The sequence below is a fragment of the Mycolicibacterium austroafricanum genome (assembly GCF_902705885.1).
Taxonomy (GTDB): Bacteria; Actinomycetota; Actinomycetes; order Mycobacteriales; family Mycobacteriaceae; genus Mycobacterium; species Mycobacterium vanbaalenii_A.
The window spans coordinates 488,529-506,826 of sequence record NZ_CACSIP010000001.1; the positions used below are offsets into that span (position 1 = coordinate 488,529).

Consider the following 18,298-nt stretch of genomic DNA (forward strand, 5'->3'; position numbering starts at 1 on the left):
TCCTCGATGTGCAGATCGCCCAGGTCCCGGTACGCGCGTTGTCGGCGCTGATCGACATCACCGTGGTGTTCGTCTGCTACGTCATCGGCGTCGTGCTGTGGGCGGTGACCCTGTCGGAGCTCGACGAGGCGTTCTCCGGTGCGGTGCTGATCATCTTCACCGTGCTGGCGTTGGTGGGCTACCCGGTGATCTTCGAGACCGCAACGCGCGGTCGGTCCTTGGGCAAAATGGCGATGGGCTTGCGCGTGGTGTCCGAAGACGGCGGACCGGAACGATTCCGCCAGGCGCTGTTTCGCGCGTTGTCCGGGGTCGTCGAGATCTGGATGCTCACCGGAGGCCCGGCGGTGATCTGCAGCCTGCTCTCACCGAAGGGCAAGCGGATCGGCGATGTGTTCGCTGGCACCCTGGTCATCAGCGAACGTGCAGCGAAACTTTCGCCGCCACCTCCGATGCCTCCGCAGCTCGCGTGGTGGGCGACCTCGCTCGAGCTTTCCGGGTTGGACGCCGAGCAGGCCGAACTCGCCCGTCAGTTCCTCTCCCGTGCTTCGCAACTCAACCCGCAGATGCGAGAGCAGATGGCACATCGGATCACCGTCGAGGTGGTCGCCCGCATCTCACCACCGCCGCCACCCGGCACGCCGGCGCCGTTGATCCTGGCCGCCGTCCTCGCCGAGCGGCACCGCCGGGAGCTGGGCAGGTTGCAGTCCTCGCGCCGGCCACCGGTCTGGCCCACTCAGGGGCCGACCGATCCCCGGTACCCGGTCCCGTCGCTGTCGACGACGCCGTCTCCCCCTCAGGAGCCGGGTCCGTTCACCCCGCCGTCCTGACCCGCGCACAGAGATCAGTCGGCGATCCAATTGCCATGGAAGCCGTACGGAACTCGTTGCGGCAACTTGATTCTGGCGACCGGTGAGCCGGTGAAATCGGACGCGTCGATGATCACCAGGTCGCTGCCGTCGCGCGTGGGATCGTAGACGCAACCCAGGTACCAGCCGCTGCTCTCGTCGGCGGCGCCCGCTGCGGGCACGAACACCGCTTCACCGGGTCCGCCGGGGGCATCCGGGGTGCCGAAGCGGTGCTCGGCGGCGTCTCCGGTGACGAGGTCGTGACGTACCAGGCTGCCGTCACCGACGGACACCGCATAGCGCGCCTGCAGCGTCGCGAGCCGGTCGTCGATCCGCGGGAACTCCACGGCGCGCTCGTCGAGTTGGCTTTCGGTGACCGTGCCGCGCCGCACGTCCACCGTCCACGTCCACATCATCCCGTCGGCGTCGAATCCATCGTTTCCCCTCCATAACTCGGGGTAGCGCACCCCCTGCACGACCACGGTGTCACCGTGCTCGTAGGCATTGGCGACATGGAAGACGTAGCAGGGGTCGATCTCGAACCAGCGCACCTCGCCGTACGGGTCGTCGCGGCGCAGCAGTCCCAGTCGGGCGCCGTAGTCGTCGTCCCAGCGGTAGGGCATGGCGCCGGAACCACTCGATGCGATGTCGAAATCAAAGACGATGGGCAGGTCCATGAACACGACGTGGCGGGCCGTCAACGCGAAGTCGTGCATCATCGTCAGCGCGTTGACCTCCACCGGCCGATTGATCACCAACTGCCCGTCGGAGTCCGCACGGTGGTAGACGACATGAGGTGCGACGAGGCTGCCGTATCCGAAGAAGTGCATCTCTCCGGTCGTCGGGCAGATCTTCGGGTGGGCGGTCATCGAGTTGGTCAATTTGCCACCGAAGTCGTAGGCGCCCACCGTCTCCAGGTCGTTGGTGATCTCGTACGGCAGTGAGGATTCGACCAGGGCGAGTGTCTTGCCGGCGTGATTGACGACGTGAGTGTTGGCCACACTGGCCCGCAGATTGCGGGTGCCGTCGTCGCCGTAGAGCGGGAAGTCGTTCTCGAAGCTGTCGGTGCGGACCCACCGATTGCGGTACCACGCCGCGCGGCCGCCCTCGATCCGGACACCGTGGATCATGCCGTCACCGGTGAACCAGTGGCCCGTCGCCTCGCGGGGGTTCGGTCCGTTGCGCAGGTACCAGCCCGTCACCTCGGCGGGGATCGCACCTTCGACCTCGAGATCGAACGCGGTCAACTCCTCGGGGACGGGGGCGTAGTTCCCGCGCTGGAAGAACTCGCCGGCGCCGAAGAGCGTGGCGGTGTCCGTGTGGTCTGAGGCGGTGTCGGTCATGGGCTGAACCTCCTGTCGGGGTGTCCGACCACGATGACACTTCATTAATGACATGTCAATGGTGGAAGGTAGTGTGCTCGCCGCCAATACTCCAATCCAGGAATGTCGGGCCGTACGATGCCGCCATGAGTCTTCGCTTCGCTGCGCTCGGCCTGCTCGCTCAGCATCCGGGCAGCGGATACGACCTGCTCAAGCGTTTCGAGAAGTCGATGGCCAATGTCTGGCCCGCGACCCAGAGCCAGCTCTACGGCGAGCTGAACAAGCTGGCCGACGCCGGGCTGATCGAAGTGGCGGACATCGGCCCGCGGGGCCGCAAGGAGTACCGCGTCACCGATGCCGGCCGCATCGAGCTCCTGCGGTGGATCGGCGACTTCCACGACGATCCGCCGATGCGCCGGCCGGACGTACTACGGGTCTTCCTGCTCGGCGAACTGCCCCCCGAAGACGCCCGCAGATACGCCGTCGAGTTCGCCGAACGCGCCGCATCCGAGCTCAAACGGCTCGAGCAACTGCGCGATTCGATCAACTGGGTGGACTCCGATGCCGGTTTCTACGGTCGCGCGGCACTGGAGTTCGGGCTACGGGACGTGGCCATGGAGGAGCAGTGGGCCCGCTGGCTGGTCGCGTCCATCGACGAGCGCACCCGAACCTAGTCCGGCTTGGTTGCATCGCGATAGTTTCCGATATATCGTCAACGCATCGGAAGCACACGGTGTGCTTCCTGTCGAACGAAGGACAACAGACATGGACACCCCTTTCACATCTCCGGAGAACCCGTTCGCGGGACGCGGTCACGGCATCGGTTTCGGAGCAGGCTTCGGCGCGGGTTTCAGCCCCCAGGACCGTCGTGTGCTCCATGAACGGCGCAGGCAGTCCCGTCGCGAATTCCGGGATCACGTTCGCGAGCATCGCGGTGACGCCGGTTTCGGACCGGGTTTCGGCGGCCCCGGCGGCGGATTCGGCCCGGGTTTCGGGTTCGGCTTCGGCCCCGGTGGCCGCGGCGGCAGGCGCGGCGGGCCTCGGGGAGGCGGCCGCGGCAGGCGCGGTGACGTGCGCGCCGCGATCCTCACATTGCTCACCGAGGGTCCGATGCACGGCTACGAGATGATCCAGGAGATCAACGAGCGCAGTCAGCAGTTGTGGAAGCCCAGCCCGGGCTCGGTGTACCCCACCCTGCAGTTGCTGGTCGACGAAGGCCTGCTGGTGGCGACGGAGTCCGAGGGCAGCAAGAAGCTGTTCGAGCTGACCGAAGACGGGCGCGCGGCCGCCGAGAAGATCGAGACGGCGCCATGGGACGAGATCACCCGGGGCGCCGACCCCGCCGCGATGGGCCTGCGTACCGCTGTCGGGCAGCTGATGGGCGCGGTGGCCCAATCCGCCCACGCGGCGACCCCGGAGCAGCAACAGCGCATCGTCGACATCGTCAACAATGCCCGCCGCGAGATCTACCACGTCCTCGGAGAGGACTAGCTGCCGAAGCCTCGGAGAGGACTAGCGGCCCTTACGCGGTGACGGACTGCTTCGGCGCATCCAGCGGCTGGCCCCGCATCACCAGCATGTGCAGTGCCGCACCCAGGGCTGCGCCGAACACCCACGCAAAGCCTGACAGCGCGTGCAGCGCGGGCACCCACACCGCGGAGATCGCGAACACGCCCGACACCGCAAAAGCCCACAGGGCCCGGATGTTCCAGCCCTTGGTGAAGTAGTACGTGCCGGCGGGGTCGACCGAGTAGAGGTCCTGGAGCTTGAGATGCTGGCGCCGCAGCAGGAAGTAGTCGGCGATCATGATGCCGTACAGCGGCGCCAGCACCGCACCGAGCGTGTCGACAAACTTGGGCAGACCGGCGTTGCCGATCACCGCCACCCATAGTGCTCCGATGATGAATCCCAGTGCTGCGGTGATGAATCCGGCGATCCGGAAGTTGAGTTTCTCCGGTTTGAGGTTGACGATGTCGTAGACCGGCGGAATGAAGTTGGCGACCAAGTTGATGCCGACCGTCGCGACGAAGAAGGTGACCGCGGCCAGGATGCTCAGCCACACGTTGCCGACCGCGCCGACGATGTCGGCCGGGTTGGTCATCGGGTCGCCCTGCCCATCCTGGAACACGATGTAGGCACCGGCGGTGATGAACAGTGACAACAGCGTGAACACCGTCAGGCTCACCGGCAGTCCCAGAAGGTTGCCGCGCTTCATCTCCTGATCGCTGCGGGTGAATCGGGCGAAGTCACCGAAGTTGATGATCACCGCCGAGAAGTACGCGATCATCGTCCCCACCACCCCGACGAACGCGGCGAGCGCAGCGGTGCCCTGCTTTTCACCGGCGAACAGATCCCCGACCGAACTCAGCAGACCTGATCCGGCCTGCCACCAGATCGCGACCAGCAACAGGATCATCACCGCATAGACCGCGGGTCCTGCGAAGTTGAGGAACTTCACGATTCCGTCCAGACCCCGGACGAACAGCCAGATCTGGAAGCCTGCCACCACGGTGTAGGAGACCCAGTCCACCCAGGTCATCCCGAGGAACATTCCGGTCGGCGTCGCGCCGAGCACCGCGTTGATCGCCAATGCGACTGCGGTGGAGGCGAAGTAGGTCTGGGCGCCGTACCAGAAGATGGCCACGATGCCCCGGACGGTCGCCGGGAACATCGCCCCTCGGACGCCCATCGAGGCCCGGGCCACCACGGGGTAGGGCACGCCGTACTTCACGCTCGGCCGCCCCGACCAGTTCACGAAGAACATCACCAGGGCCCCGGCCAGCACAATGGCTGCCAGGACGAACCATCCGTTGATGCCGGCGGTGACGAAGAGGCTGGCGGCGAGGGTGTAGCCGGCCAGGCTCTGGACGTCGTTGGTCCAGACGTTGAAGATCTCGAACCAGCCCCATTTCCGCTGGGCCGGTGTAGTCGGGGCAAGTTCGTCGTTGTGCAGCGAACCGTGCGCCTCTGATGCGACGAAGCCGTCGACCACGGCCGCAGCCGACGGCGACGACGCGACGACGATGGCTTCCGGGCTCGGGATGCCGCTGCTGTCGTTGCCCCCGTCGGTGGCCATCGGGCTCCTTCCCCGGACCGCCCGCCACGGTCCCTAGGCACTGGCGCACCACGACGGTGCGAAGATGACGTGACGCTAAGACGTGGGGATTTCAAGTATGTGAGCCGCGTGTTTCCGCTGGATGACCGCCGTACGGGTTCCCGGGCCGGGAACAGTGGCTGCGGCCGGGACGGTGATTCGTCCATGATGGACCGCATGAGGATGGCGACAGTCGACGAGATCGCCCGGATGCCACGGGGAGGCCCGGACGCGTCGTGTCTGGATCGGTTGTTGCAGACCGACCGGCAGGAGTACCTCGACCGCGACGACGTCGACCCCCGGGTCAAGCGCAGCGTGGTGCGCGCGCTGGACTGGACCGGCCAGGTGTTCGGCAACCACGAGAGATTCGCCGCGATCGCGCTCGAGGAGGTGGCCGACGTCGCCGATCCGGCGATCCTCGAGCTGGGCGCCGGGCACGGCGGGCTGTCCCGCACGCTGCTTGAATGGCACCCGACCGCGACGGTGACGGTGACCGACGTCGAACCCGCGTCGGTGGCCGCCATCGCGGCCGGGGATCTCGGGACGCATCCGCGGGCGACGGTCCGGGAGATGGACGCGACCGCGATGGATGCCTCCGACGGACAGTTCGACCTGGCGGTATTCGTCTTGTCGTTTCACCATTTGGCCCCGGCGGCGGCAGCGCGGGTGTTCACCGAGGGCACCCGGGTGGCGACCAAACTGTTGATCATCGACCTGCCTCGGCCGCCGGCGCCGCTGCACCTGCTGCGGCTGGCGACGATGCTGCCGCTGGCCCCGTTCGCCCCTTTCGTCCACGACGGCGTGATCAGTTCGTTGCGCGCCTACAGCTCGTCGGCGCTGCGGGCCCTGGCCCGCCATGCCGACCCCGCCATCGACGTGCAGCTACGCGGCGGGCTGCTCAGTCCCCAGGTCGTGGTGGCGTCCCGCGCACCCTGAAACTCCGCGACCGCGCGCCAAATGACGGCAATCGCGGCGTGTCGGCGCGCAAACCCGCGCGCTCGCCGACAATGGGCGGTGTGGGTGAGGAACTAAGGCACAGCGACTTCAGTCGTGTGCACCGCCGCGACTACCGCCGCAAGGTGCAACTGTCCCTCGATGTGTTCGAGACCATGCTCGCCCAGTCCAGCTTCGACTTCGAGAAGCCGCTGACCGGCATGGAGATCGAGTGCAACCTGGTGGACTCCGAATACCAGCCCGCGATGAGCAACGCCGAGGTGCTGGCCTCGATCGCCGACCCGGCCTACCAGACCGAATTGGGCGCCTACAACATCGAATTCAACGTCCCGCCGCAGCGGCTTCCTGGACGTGCCGCGCTCGAGCTCGAGGACGAGGTCCGCGCCAGCCTCAACGCGGCCGAAGCCAAGGCCAACAATCACGGCGCGCACATCGTGATGATCGGCATCCTGCCCACGCTGATGCCCGAACACCTCTCCGGGCACTGGATGAGCGAGTCGAACCGCTACCAGGCGCTCAACGACTCCATCTTCACCGCCCGCGGCGAGGACATCATGATCGACATCGCCGGGCCCGAGCGTCTGTCCCTGCAGACCGCCTCGATCGCGCCCGAATCCGCCTGCACCAGCATGCAGTTGCACCTTCAGGTGTCCCCCGCGGACTTCGCCGACAACTGGAACGCCGCCCAGGTGCTGGCCGGTCCGCAATTGGCGCTGGGGGCCAACTCGCCGTACTTCTTCGGCCACCATCTGTGGTCGGAGACCCGCATCGAGTTGTTCGCCCAGGCCACCGACACCCGCCCTGACGAGCTCAAGACCCAGGGGGTGCGGCCCCGGGTGTGGTTCGGCGAGCGATGGATCACCTCGATCTTCGACCTGTTCGAGGAGAACGTGCGCTACTTCCCGTCGCTGCTGCCCGAGCTCTCCGACGAGGACCCGGTCGCCGAACTCGCCCAGGGGCGCACGCCGCACCTGTCAGAACTCCGGCTGCACAACGGCACCATCTACCGGTGGAACCGGCCGGTCTACGACGTCGTGAACGGACGGCCGCACCTGCGTGTCGAGAACCGGGTACTGCCCGCCGGGCCGACCGTGCTGGACATGATGGCCAACTCCGCCTTCTACTACGGGATGCTGCGGGCGCTCTCGGAGGAGGACCGGCCGCTGTGGACGAAGATGAGTTTTGCTGCGGCGCAATCCAATTTCCTGGCCGCCGCACAGCACGGCATGGACGCACGGATGTACTGGCCCGGTCTGGGTGAGGTGACCCCCGACGAGTTGGTGTTGCGCCAGCTGCTGCCGATGGCAGAGGAGGGGCTGCGCCGCTGGGAGGTCGCCGCCGACGTGCGCGACCGCTACCTCGGGGTGATCGAGGGCCGGGCCAAGACCGGCCGCAACGGCGCGGCGTGGCAGTCCGCCGCGGTCGACGCGCTCCAGGACCGCGGTTTGACCCGGCCCGCGGCGCTCGCGGAGATGCTGCGGTTGTACTGCGAGCAGATGCATACCAACGACCCGGTGCACACCTGGGACCTTCCGAGCTGACAGCTTCGCGACGTGGCAGCGGTTCAGACCCCGAGGACCCGGCCGAAGCCGTCGGGAATCACCACATCGGCCGCGCTGAGGTCCCTGATCGAGCACAGCCCGAGCCCGAGCAGCGCGGAGTCGATACCGCCGCGCAGGATGTCCAGCACGTTCTCCACGCCGGTCTGCCCGCCGGCGGCCAGACCCCACAGGTAGGCGCGGCCGATCATCACGGCGCGCGCGCCGAGGGCCACGGCCTTGACGACGTCGCTGCCGCGGCGGATACCTCCGTCGAGCACGACCTCGACCTGTCCGCCCACCGCCGCGGCGATCGCGGGCAAGGCCCGAATCGGGGCGGGGGTGCCGTCGAGATTGTTGCCGCCGTGGTTGGACACCGAGATCGCCGTCACGCCGGCATCCACCGCGCGTCGGGCGTCGTCGACCCTCATGACGCCTTTGAGCATGAACGGCCCACCCCACTGCTCGCGCAGCCAGGCGATGTCGTCCCAGGTGGGTAATGGGGTCTGCATCCACTCGCCGTAGGCACCGAAAAACGTCGGCGCCGCACCGCCGTCGGCCAGGTTCGGGGCGGTCAGGTCAGGGACCCGGCCGGCCCTGGCGAAGTCGAGCAACCACCCGGGTCGACGGACGGCCTCGGGGGCAAAGCGCAGCATCGCGCGCAGGTCCATTCTCTCCGGGATGGCTGGGCTGCCCCAGTCGCGGCCGCTGGAGAACGACCAGTCCGTCGTGATGATCAGTCCGACGGCGCCGGCCGAGCGGGCGCGTTCCATGCGGGCGACGAGCTTGTCCCGGCCGCCGGTCCAATACATCTGGAACATGGTCTGGGGGTTGGCCGCGGCGACCTCCTCGATGGGCTTGCTGGCGAACGACGACAACCCGATCGCGGTGCCGCGTGCGGCCGCGGCACGGGCCACCGCCACTTCCCCGTCGGGGTGGACCGCCTGCACCCCGGTGGGCGAGATCATCACCGGCAGCGACAATTGTTGTCCCATCACCGTGCTCGCCTGATCCCGTTTGCCCGACAATCCGGCGACGTGTGGGGCGAAACCGAGTTCCCCGAACGCCGTCAGATTGTCGGCGACGGTGACGCCCATCTCCGACCCGGCGACCAGCGCGCTGTAAACGCTGGGGGGAAGGCGCTTTCGGGCTCGCTGCTGCGCTTGCGCGACGGTCTCGAACCAACCTGCGGACATGTCGACATCCCTTCGTGTCCCTGGCGGATTACTGCCGACGCTAGGTCACCGCAGCGTCCGGGGGAACTCGCCGACCGGGTAGGCACCCACCCACCCGGACGGGTCCGAGATCGCACCCATTCGGGGCGCGTGTCTCCGGCATCGTCTCCAATAGCGTTGTTGTGCATGCAAACCGCACTGCTCGACCCGCTGGCGCCGGCCCCGCGCGGGGTCTGGAGCGGCGCCGGTGTCCTGGTGCGCCGGCGGCGCGGACCCCATCGTCGGCATCGCGCTCCCGGCACCGTGTGCACGAAACGCTTCTGCGCGCGCCGCGCCAGTGATTCGCTGACCGTCGAGCACGATCTCACTGCCGGTGAACTCTGCGATGAGCTCACGGTGATGATCGCCGAACAGTTGGTCGACACCGGCGTCCTGCGCGGGCAACCCGAGTTCGAAAGGGTCTTCACCGGCGTCGTCCGTTCCACCGTCGACGGCGGTCTGGCCGCCTGGCTGCGTTTCTACCGCAACTCGCTGGACAGGCTCGAGGACGACGCCAGGTCACCGGCGATGGCGTTCGGGCCGATCCACGCATGGGCCACCAGCCAGGTGCGCGGACGCCGGGTGATCGATCTGGGATCGTGCTTCGGGTTCTTCCCGCTGCGTCTGGCCAGAGACGGGATCGAGGTCCTGGCAACCGATCTCAGCCGGCCGACCATGCAACTGCTCGAGTCGGTCAGTGCCCGGATGAACCGTGCCCTGACAACGTTGAGCTGCAATGCTGCCGACGTTCCGCTGCCGGATCGGAGCGCCGACACGGTCACGGCGCTGCACCTCGTCGAGCACCTGCCCGCCGACGCCGCGGACGCGGTACTCGACGAGGCTGTCCGGCTGGCCCGGTCCCGGGTGGTGGTCGCCGTGCCGTTCGAGGACGTCGCGCGCGACTGCTACGGGCATGTCCAGCGGTTCGACCTGACTGCCTTGCGGCAGTTGGCCGCTGCGCTGATCCGGCGGCACCCCGGACTCACCGCGCAGACGTACGAATTCCACGGCGGCTGGCTGATTCTCGACCGGTAGCGCATCGGACGCGACGTTGTGTCACGCCGAGGACCGGTCACTAGATGAGGCCGCGCTTGCTGGCGGCGTACACCGCTTCGGCGCGCCTGCTGACCTCGAGTTTGCGCATGATGTTGCTGACGTGGAACTTGGCGGTGGTGGCCGAGATATACAGCTTTTCGCCGATCTTGTTGTTGGACAATCCTGTCGCGAGCAGTCGGAGGACCTCGACCTCTCGGTCGGTCAGCTGCTGACGCGTCTCCGCGCGCCCCGACATCGACCGGACCACCGCCGCGGCACTACGTGAGTCGAAGGCGCTGTCGCCGGTGGAGATCGCCCGGATGGCACGCGCCAACTCCGTGGTGTCGACGTCCTTGACGACGTAGCCTCTGGCACCCGCATGCACCGCGCGCACCACGAGGTCCTCGTCGAGGAATGTCGTCAACACCAGCAGACCCAGGTCCGGGTAGGCAGCAGAGAGCTTGGCGCACAGGCTCAGTCCCTCGAACTCGGATCCCGCCGACAGCTTCAGGTCGACCAGCACGACATCGGGTCCGGTGGTCCGCACGACGGCTTCGGCCTCGGCTTCGGAGGCCGCCTCGCCGACCACGATGAGATCGTCGGCGCGTTCGAGCACCGAACGCAGGCCTTGGCGCAGGATGGCGTGGTCGTCGACGAGGACCAGTCTGATGGGCGTCATGTGTCCTGATCCTCCGCGTGGCTTTCGTTCGATGCCAATGGAATCCGTGCCACCACCCGCACCCCGCCGAGGCGGGAGCGGTACACGTCGAACGTGCCACCGTGTTCGCGGGCGCGGGCGTGCATGTTGGCCAGACCGCGGTGGCGGCCGTCGACATCAGTGGCTTCGGCGAGCCGCAACATCAACCGCAGCTTGACCGGATCGCCGGTCCCGTCGTCGGAGATCGCCAGGCTGACGTCGGCGTCAGCGTAGGTGAGCCGCACGATCGCACGGGTGGCGTTGCCGTGCATCGCGGTGTTGAACAACGCCTCTCCGGCGATGCGCAGCAGCGCGTGTTCGACGTCGCCGGGCAGTTCGGTGGGGGCTCCGTTCACCCGCAACGTCACCCGCAGATCCTCGGGCATGTGCACGGTCGCGAGTTGTCCGAGCATCTCCGCCAGACTGGAGCGGTGAGCGGCGGCGGGCTGGTTGAGCGCGTAGATCGCCGACCGTAGCTGCTCGGTGGCAGACCGCGTGAGATCCTTCGCCAGGTCCAGACGGTCGACGACATCACCGGCGGTGTCCCGACGGTCGAACTCGCTTCGGCACACCTCGATCTGCATGCCGGCCGACAGCACTGTCTGCGCCACGCTGTCGTGCAGCTCACGGGCGATCCGCTGCCGTTCGGAGTTGAGGACCTGGTGGCGTTGGGCCGCACCGAGTTGGCGCTGGGTGGCCAGCAGTTCGGCGTTGCGGGCCTCGGACTGGGTGAGCAGCGTGACCGATTTGGTGAACAACGCCGAGTTCTGCAGCGCCACCGCGGTCTGACTCGCGAGGATGCGCAGCACCACGGCGTCGGTGGCGTCCAGGGTGCGGTGCGGTGGCGTCCACGCCGCGAACGCGCCGATGACCCCGCCGTCGAGCTCGATGGGTACGTGGGCGTGTTGATCCTCGATGACCGGGAGCCGGAACTCGGCCAGCTGGCCACGCAGGATGTCGTTGAGCCGGTTGAGCACCGCATCGGGAAGCGACGAGCCGGGATCGCTTGCGCCGGAAAGCCCTTCGAATGCGTACGCCACGCCGGCGGAATCGAGGATGAGGTGACGGACCGTGGCTTCGGGAAGCGCCCCGTCGGCCAGCGCGAGCAGCACCCAGTCCGCGTCGAGGTTGGCGCGCGCCGCCTCGGCGACCGCCCGCACCAGGTTCTCGGGACCCTCGATCGTCTGCACCAAAGCCCGGGAGATGGTGTCGAGCGCGGTGACCACACGGTCCAATCGCTGTGCGGTGAGCCGTAACTCACGGTAGAAGCTGCCCTTGCCCGAGCGGACTCCGGTCAGCCGCGCCAGATCGGGGGGGCTCACTGCGCGCCGCCGATCGGTCGCGCCGGAGAGGTCGGGAGTCACATCGCCGCCCGGAACAACGCGTGCATCTGCGCCTGGTCGGCGGGCCGGGGATTGGTACTCATGCACGCGTCCTGCAGCGCGGTCCTGGCCAGTCGCGGCAGATCGTCGTCGCAGACCCCGAGCTGGGCCAGTCCCCGCGGCACACCGACCTGGCAGGCGAGCTGCTCGATGCGTTCGGCGAGTGCCGCCGCGGCTTCGGCCGCAGGCGCGCCGGCCTCCGCAACCCCGAGGCAGGCGGCGATGACGGCGTACGGCTCCGGATCGGCCTCGGCATTGAACCGGATGACGTGCGGCAGCAGCACACCGTTGATGACACCGTGCGGCAGATCGAGCAACCCACCCACCTGATGGCTCATCGCGTGGGCGGCGCCGAGGATCGCATTGGTGAACGCCAGGCCGGCTTCCAGCGCCGCCTGCGCCATCAGCACCCGGGGCGCCATCTCGACGGGCCGCTCGATCGTGTGTGCCAGATTGTCGGTGACCATCTGCACGGCGCGCAGCGCGTGGTGGTCGGTCAACTGGTTGTGGCCGAGCGACACGAACGCCTCGATGCCGTGGGTCAGCGCGTCCAGCCCGGTCGCGGCGTTGAGCCATTCGGGCATCGTGGTGAGCAGCCGTGGGTCGATGACCGTGATGTCGGGCACCAGCGCACGGCCCAGGATCGTGATCTTGGTGTTGCGGGCGGTGTCGGTGACGATGCAGAACTGAGACACATCGGCACCGGTGCCCGACGTCGACGGCACGACCACCAGCGGCGGGATCGGCACCTGGGCCTTGTCCACGCCTTCGTAGTCGCGGATGTCTCCACCGTTGGCCGCGAGGATCGCCACGCCCTTGGCGGCGTCGATCACCGATCCGCCGCCGACCGCCACCAGCACGTCGCAGCCGTGTTCGGCGTACTTCTGGTAACCGGCGGCGATCTCGTAGTCCTTCGGGTTGGGGGTGAGCTCACTCCACAGACAGCCCCGCACCCCCTGGTCGGCGAGGTGGCCGACCATCTCGTCGGCCCACCCCGCCTCGATCAGGCCCGGGTCGGTGACCAGCATCGGCCGCAGCGCTCCCAGGCGCAGCGCCGCGTGCGCCGCCTCCACCATTGAATCGACGCCGAAGACGATCTCGGGGGCGTGGAACTTCAGCAGCCGCGGCGAGGACACCGCAGGGCCGCGGTCACGACCGGGAACGAACACGCCTGCCGATGTGCCCCGGCCGCCTAGTTTCGCCACAGTGTCGCCTCGCCCACCACCGTCCGGGAGCACCGAATGTGACCCGGACAACATCCTGCGCTCCAGCGTACGACCACCCCCCGCCGGAACTGCGTTCCACGCGGTTCTTTCTTGGTCTTCGCCGCGTGGAACACAGTTCCGGCGACTCACCGGCCGACGGCTTCCGCGGCGAACTCGTGTGCCGCGTGTTCCAGCCCCGCGAGGTCGGCGACCACCCGCACCCGGTCGCAGAACTCCGCGTAGCGGGGCAGGTCGCAACTGCCCAGTCCCCAGGAATACCGCGGCTCGGGGGTCAGCCAGACCGTCTCCCTGGCGCGGCGGGTGATCTCCTCGAAGGCTGCGACGTTCGCGTCGCGGGTGTTGTTGCGCCCGTCGCCGAGCACCAGCAGCGTGGTGCGCCGGGTCACCGCCGAACTGTGTTCGGCCAGGAAGTCACCGAACACGGCGCCGTAGTCGGAGTCGGCCGCCACGTCGATCAGATCGCCACCGAAGATCAGGCCCAACGCGCGTTCGCTCGGGTGGTCGCGGAACAACTCGGTGGTCTCGGCGATGCCGGATACGAAGACGAACGACCGCACCTGGGTGAACAGGTCCTGCAACCCGTGCACCAGATTGAGGGTGAACCGGGACGTGGCGCGTACGGACAGGCTCACATCGGCCAGCACCACCAGCCTCGGCCGGTCTTCGGCGCGGCGGACGGTGACCGGCACGAACGGCACACCGTCGAAGCGCATGTTGCGGCGCATCGTCTGGCCGGAGTCGACCCGCCCCGCCGACGCAACACGGCGGCGGTGGGTCAGCGCGCCGTGCAGTGTGCGGGCCAGCCTGCGCAGCGAGTCCTCGAGCTCGGCGCGCTCTTGTTCGCCGATGCGGTCCACCCGAGCCTCGCGCCGCTCCCGGGACTCGACGATCCTGCTCTCCAAAGCCATCAGCGCCTCGAGATGCCGGCGCAGCGCCGCCGGCAGGTTCTCCAGCACCCCGGCCAGGCGCTGCCGCAGTGCGGCAGCGTCGGATTCGTCGCCGCCGGCGTCGAGTTCCTCGGCCAGCCAGCCGAGCAGCACGTCCTGCTCGGCGATGGACAGCTCAGCGTCGACCGAGGTCCCGGGCGACGTCGCGAGATTGCCGGGAACGGCTGCCCCGCTGAGGCGGTCGGTGGCCAGCTGGACGCGGTAGGCGTCATCGGCGGCGCTGCGGGTGTCCTTGGAGAACACAATCTCGTCGGTGAGCGCGGCGAGGTCGATCTTGTTGGCCTCCTGGTGCATGTTGTAGCGCTGCGCCAGGTCCTCCTGCTTGAAGTAGTCCCGGATGCTCGACGGCTTGCCGTGTTCGTGGCCTTGTTCCGGCGTCTGGCTGGGTTCCTCGGACAGCGTGAACGATTCGAGTTCCCCGGAGTCGACGAGTTCGTCGTGGGCGTGCGAATGCCCGTGCCCGTCGACGTCACCGCCGACGCGGATGAGCGAGAAGAACGCGTCGAAGATCTCGTCGAAGATCGGCTCGTCGCGTTGGTCCTTGACCAGGGCGACGCACAGCGCGGTGCGCAGCAGGGCCCGGGAGGCCAGCACGCCGGGCTGTCCGGCACAGCGCATCGCGTCGAGAGCCTCGGGGACCGAGACGCGGACCCCGCCCAGGCGCAGCAGCCGGACGAAGCGATGCAGGGTGGCCTCCACGTCGCTGTCCTAGAGCGCCCGTCGCCGGCCGAGTGTCGACGCCGGGGTCTGTGCCGCCTTTTTGGGAGTGCCGTAGTAGCCGTCGGTGAAGCGTCCGGGCCGGTCCTTGGCCGCGCGCACCGCACGACCGTCCGGATCGTGATCGTGAGCGTCGTGCGGGTGGCCGTCGTGTGAATGGCCGTGGGTGTGCCCGGGTCCGTGAGAGTGTTCCGGCACACGCGCGTTGGGATCCACCAGCCACGGTAGCGCCGCGAGGGCCTTGCGGATGTCTTTGTCGTACTTGATGACCACCGAAACGGTCTCCGACAGGGTCTTGGCTGACAGCTCCTCGACCCCGAGGACGGCCAGGGTTCGTGCCCAGTCGATGGTCTCGGAGATACTGGGCGCCTTGCGCAGTTCCAGTTCGCGTAAACCGCGCACCACGTCGACCAATTGCGCGGCCAGCGCCTCGGTGAGCCCGGTGTTCTTGGACCGCACGATCTGCAACTCGCGCTCGGCGGCGGGGTAGTCCAGAAACAGATGCAGGCAGCGGCGTTTCAGCGCCGCCGCCAGGTCGCGGGTGTTGTTCGACGTCAGGATCACATACGGGGCGTGCGTGGCCGTGAAGGTGCCGATCTCGGGCACCGAGACCTGATACTCACCGAGCAGTTCGAGCAGCACGGCCTCCAGCGCCTCGTCCGCCCTGTCGATCTCGTCGACGAGCAGCACCACCGGCTCCTGCGAGCGCACCGCCTCCAGCAGCGGCCGGGGCGCCAGGAAGCGGTCGGAGAAGAACACGCTCTCCTGGGCCCCGATCCGCTCGACCGCGTCTGCGATGTCGACTGCGTCCTCGACGAGTTGGCCGATCTTCTCCCGCAGGATCTGGGTGTAGAGAAGCTGTTTGCCGTAGTCCCATTCGTAGAGGGCCTTCGTCTCGTCCTGACCTTCGTAACACTGCAGCCGCAACAGCTTTCGTCCGGTTGCGGCCGCCAGCACCTTGGCCAGTTCCGTCTTCCCCACACCCGCCGGGCCCTCGATCAGCACCGGCTTGTCGAGGCGTGTCTGCAGGAAAATCGTTGTGGCGAGCCGCTCGTCGGCGATGTAACCCTCGCCGGCGAGCGCCTCGACCACGTGCTCCACGGAAGTGAACATCAGCTCAGGGCAGCAGCTCGTCGAGATCACCGTTCATGCAGTGCTCCACGACGGGCCGCACGGTGTCGAACGTGCACTCCTTCGCGTTGCCCGGCGTACAGGCGTCGCCGAGGACGTGGTTGGTGATCCGGTCGACGTCGGCCTTGTCCCCCTTGATCACCGGTGCGTTCTCGTAGAACTTCGTGGGTCCCTGACCGAGCCGGTTCTTGGAATAGCTGTCCTGCTTGACGTCGACGAACTTCTCGATGATGTCGACGTCGCGCAGCAGCCGGATCGCGGCGGCCAGTGCGGCGTCGGCGGCCTGCACGTCGGTCATGCCGTAGGTGTCCACGCCCATCGCCTGCGCGATGTCGGCGAATCGCTTGTAGGCCACCGGCATGTTGAACGCCCACACCCGTGGCAACGCGATCGCGTTGTTGAGTCCGTGGTGGGTGTCGTAGAACGCCGAGACGGCGTGCGAGATCGAGTGGATGATGCCCAGCCCGCCCGAGTTGAACGCCTGCGCAGCGATGTACTGCGCGTACATCATGCCCTCGCGGCCCTTGAGATCCGTCCCGTTCCAGGTGGCTTCGCGCAGATTCTCGGCGGTCAGCTTGATGGCGCGGATCGCGTTGCCCAGCGACGGCTCGAAGTTCAGCCGCGACACGTACGGCTCAGAAGCGTGGGCGAGCACGTCGAAACCGCACTGCGCGGTGTAGTCGACCGGGCACTCGAAGTACAACACCGGATCGTCGACGGCGAGCGTGGCCACCGAGGCGTCGTCGAATGCGACGTACTTGTGCGGGTTGTCGGGGTCGGTGGTGGTGTCGGTGATGACGTAGGCCCACGACGTTTCCGACCCGGTTCCCGCGGTGGTCGAGATCGCGATGTGGGGCGGGTTCTTCGGGTTCTCGCTCTTGTTGAATCCCTCGAAGTCGTTGACGTTTCGGCCGTCGTGGGCGACTGAGATGCGGGCCCCCTTACACGCGTCGTGGGTGGACCCGCCGCCGATCGAGATGAAGCTGTCGCACTCGTTCTCCTGATAGAGCTTCGCCGAATCCATGACGTTGTAGTCCTTGGGGTTGGACTCGACCTGGTCGTAGACCACCACCTCGAGACCGTGCCATTTCAGCGACTCGGCCATGTTGTGCACGATGTCGGTGCCGCGCAGGCCCGACGACATCAGCAGGGTGCGCTTGAAGCCCATCTTCAGCGCTTCCGGACCGACCATCTCGTGGGCGCCGGGACCCATCATGGCCCGTGGGAACGGATGGAATTCCTTGATGGGGAAGGGCTTGAGCAGATCCTCGACCTTCATGGCGGTCGTCCTTTCTGAGCTTTTTCGCGAGCAGCGCGGGTGCGTAGGCCACCACGTTGGCAGTCCGATGTGAGCCAGGGAACAGCGATGCACGAAGTTCGAATCCTCGGGCAGCGCAATTGCGGACGACCGGGCAGGAGGCGCCCTGTCCATTCGGAGAGGTTGCGGGGGCGGGGCGCGCGCTCGGTCGCGACGAGCGCGCGCTCCGGTACCTCGTTTGCGGCGCGCCGCTGTGCTGACACGCGCGCTCGCGGAGAAACAGGGCTTGACCGGGGGACGCCGGGCTGGTTACATCTGAACAGCGTTCGAATCTGAACGTTGTTCGAAGGAGGATGGGTGGCCCGGACCCGGCGAACGGCATCGGTGCTGCCCTACGGTGCGCTCGACCGCGAACACCTGATCAAGCACCTGCTCGAGCTCGCCCGCCGGGTCGGCGTCGACAACGTCACGATGCGCACCCTCGCCGAGGAGGCCGGGACCTCGGCGTCCTCGCTCTACTACCACGTCAAAGACAAAGCCGCGCTCCTCGACCTGCTGGTCGACTCGGTGCTGCAGAGCATCGAGGTTCCCGCCGACGGTGACTGGGAGCAGCGCATCAGCGAGCTCTACGACAACGCCTGGCGGGCCATGGTCGCAGTCCCGGGCATCGCCGCGCTGATCCAACAACGTCCACTGATCGGCACCGCCCATGCCATGGACCGGGCGGCCAAGCAGATCCTTGCCGAATCAGGTTGGGCGCCTGCTGATCTGGAAGCAGCGCACGCCGTCCTCTACATCCATCTGCTCGGCTCGGTGCAGCTGGAGCACCACTTGAGCCGCGCCGGTGCCGGCGATTCGCAGCAGCTCTTCCAGCACGGCCTGCAGGTGATCCTGACCGGCCTGCGACACAGCCACCCCTCCCACTGACCAGGAGATCG

General features: G+C 67.6%; 16 protein-coding genes. 7 read left to right on the forward strand and 9 right to left on the reverse strand.

Features of this window, described 5'->3' with window-relative positions:
• The first annotated feature begins 14 nt into the window (after nt 1–14).
• A complete protein-coding gene (locus BEMPMBAN_RS02435) occupies nt 15–827 on the forward strand; it encodes an RDD family protein (RefSeq protein WP_337761522.1) in 813 nt (270 codons plus the stop codon).
• Between the two features lie 14 nt (nt 828–841).
• Here the strand turns inward: BEMPMBAN_RS02435 and BEMPMBAN_RS02440 are convergent, their stop codons facing one another.
• Entirely contained in the window at nt 842–2,188 is a 1,347-nt protein-coding gene (locus BEMPMBAN_RS02440) for a carotenoid oxygenase family protein (RefSeq protein WP_159228759.1), read from the reverse strand.
• A 125-nt stretch (nt 2,189–2,313) separates the two neighbouring features.
• Here BEMPMBAN_RS02440 and BEMPMBAN_RS02445 point away from each other — a divergent pair, with 125 nt between their 5' ends.
• Together BEMPMBAN_RS02445 and BEMPMBAN_RS02450 are read left to right on the forward strand one after the other, a co-directional pair.
• The gene (locus tag BEMPMBAN_RS02445; protein ID WP_159228760.1) at nt 2,314–2,841 is read left to right on the forward strand and encodes a PadR family transcriptional regulator; all 528 of its coding nucleotides are present in this window, start codon (nt 2,314–2,316) and stop codon (nt 2,839–2,841) included.
• A gap of 91 nt (nt 2,842–2,932) precedes the next feature.
• Nucleotides 2,933–3,658 (forward strand): PadR family transcriptional regulator, encoded by a 726-nt coding sequence (locus BEMPMBAN_RS02450; protein ID WP_159228761.1) that lies wholly within the window; start codon nt 2,933–2,935, stop codon nt 3,656–3,658.
• 31 nt (nt 3,659–3,689) lie between these two features.
• Here BEMPMBAN_RS02450 and BEMPMBAN_RS02455 read toward each other — a convergent pair whose 3' ends face one another.
• Complete coding sequence (locus tag BEMPMBAN_RS02455; RefSeq protein ID WP_159228762.1) at nt 3,690–5,243, reverse strand: NCS1 family nucleobase:cation symporter-1; 1,554 nt, start codon at nt 5,241–5,243, stop codon at nt 3,690–3,692.
• A gap of 195 nt (nt 5,244–5,438) precedes the next feature.
• Between BEMPMBAN_RS02455 and BEMPMBAN_RS02460 the strand changes: the two genes are divergently transcribed.
• The gene (locus BEMPMBAN_RS02460) at nt 5,439–6,197 is read left to right on the forward strand and encodes a class I SAM-dependent methyltransferase (protein WP_425294913.1); all 759 of its coding nucleotides are present in this window, start codon (nt 5,439–5,441) and stop codon (nt 6,195–6,197) included.
• A gap of 71 nt (nt 6,198–6,268) precedes the next feature.
• Nucleotides 6,269–7,756 (forward strand): glutamate-cysteine ligase family protein, encoded by a 1,488-nt coding sequence (locus tag BEMPMBAN_RS02465; RefSeq protein ID WP_159228826.1) that lies wholly within the window; start codon nt 6,269–6,271, stop codon nt 7,754–7,756.
• A 23-nt stretch (nt 7,757–7,779) separates the two neighbouring features.
• Here the strand turns inward: BEMPMBAN_RS02465 and mftD are convergent, their stop codons facing one another.
• On the reverse strand, nt 7,780–8,949 hold the full coding sequence (gene mftD / locus BEMPMBAN_RS02470) for a pre-mycofactocin synthase MftD (protein ID WP_159228763.1): 1,170 nt from the start codon (nt 8,947–8,949) through the stop codon (nt 7,780–7,782).
• Nucleotides 8,950–9,114: 165 nt separating this feature from the next.
• On the opposite strand from mftD, the gene mftM reads away from it, so the two are divergent.
• Nucleotides 9,115–10,002, forward strand: coding sequence for a mycofactocin oligosaccharide methyltransferase MftM (gene mftM, locus BEMPMBAN_RS02475; RefSeq protein ID WP_159228764.1), 888 nt, complete (start codon nt 9,115–9,117; stop codon nt 10,000–10,002).
• Nucleotides 10,003–10,042: 40 nt separating this feature from the next.
• Here mftM and BEMPMBAN_RS02480 read toward each other — a convergent pair whose 3' ends face one another.
• From BEMPMBAN_RS02480 to mdo, 6 genes are all read right to left on the reverse strand, one after another.
• A complete protein-coding gene (locus BEMPMBAN_RS02480; RefSeq protein WP_159228765.1) occupies nt 10,043–10,681 on the reverse strand; it encodes a MadR family response regulator transcription factor in 639 nt (212 codons plus the stop codon).
• Complete coding sequence (locus tag BEMPMBAN_RS02485) at nt 10,678–12,021, reverse strand: MadS family sensor histidine kinase (protein WP_200845833.1); 1,344 nt, start codon at nt 12,019–12,021, stop codon at nt 10,678–10,680. The genes BEMPMBAN_RS02480 and BEMPMBAN_RS02485 overlap by 4 nt, the downstream gene beginning before the upstream one ends.
• A gap of 38 nt (nt 12,022–12,059) precedes the next feature.
• The gene (locus tag BEMPMBAN_RS02490; protein ID WP_425294914.1) at nt 12,060–13,286 is read right to left on the reverse strand and encodes an iron-containing alcohol dehydrogenase; all 1,227 of its coding nucleotides are present in this window, start codon (nt 13,284–13,286) and stop codon (nt 12,060–12,062) included.
• A 146-nt stretch (nt 13,287–13,432) separates the two neighbouring features.
• Nucleotides 13,433–14,953, reverse strand: a complete 1,521-nt coding sequence (locus BEMPMBAN_RS02495) for a VWA domain-containing protein (protein ID WP_159228767.1) — start codon at nt 14,951–14,953, stop codon at nt 13,433–13,435.
• A 9-nt stretch (nt 14,954–14,962) separates the two neighbouring features.
• Nucleotides 14,963–16,084 (reverse strand): AAA family ATPase, encoded by a 1,122-nt coding sequence (locus BEMPMBAN_RS02500; protein ID WP_159228768.1) that lies wholly within the window; start codon nt 16,082–16,084, stop codon nt 14,963–14,965.
• Nucleotides 16,085–16,088: 4 nt separating this feature from the next.
• Complete coding sequence (mdo, locus tag BEMPMBAN_RS02505) at nt 16,089–17,381, reverse strand: NDMA-dependent methanol dehydrogenase (RefSeq protein WP_159228769.1); 1,293 nt, start codon at nt 17,379–17,381, stop codon at nt 16,089–16,091.
• 336 nt (nt 17,382–17,717) lie between these two features.
• Between mdo and BEMPMBAN_RS02510 the strand changes: the two genes are divergently transcribed.
• Nucleotides 17,718–18,287, forward strand: a complete 570-nt coding sequence (locus BEMPMBAN_RS02510; RefSeq protein WP_234897253.1) for a TetR/AcrR family transcriptional regulator — start codon at nt 17,718–17,720, stop codon at nt 18,285–18,287.
• Nucleotides 18,288–18,298 lie beyond the last annotated feature (11 nt).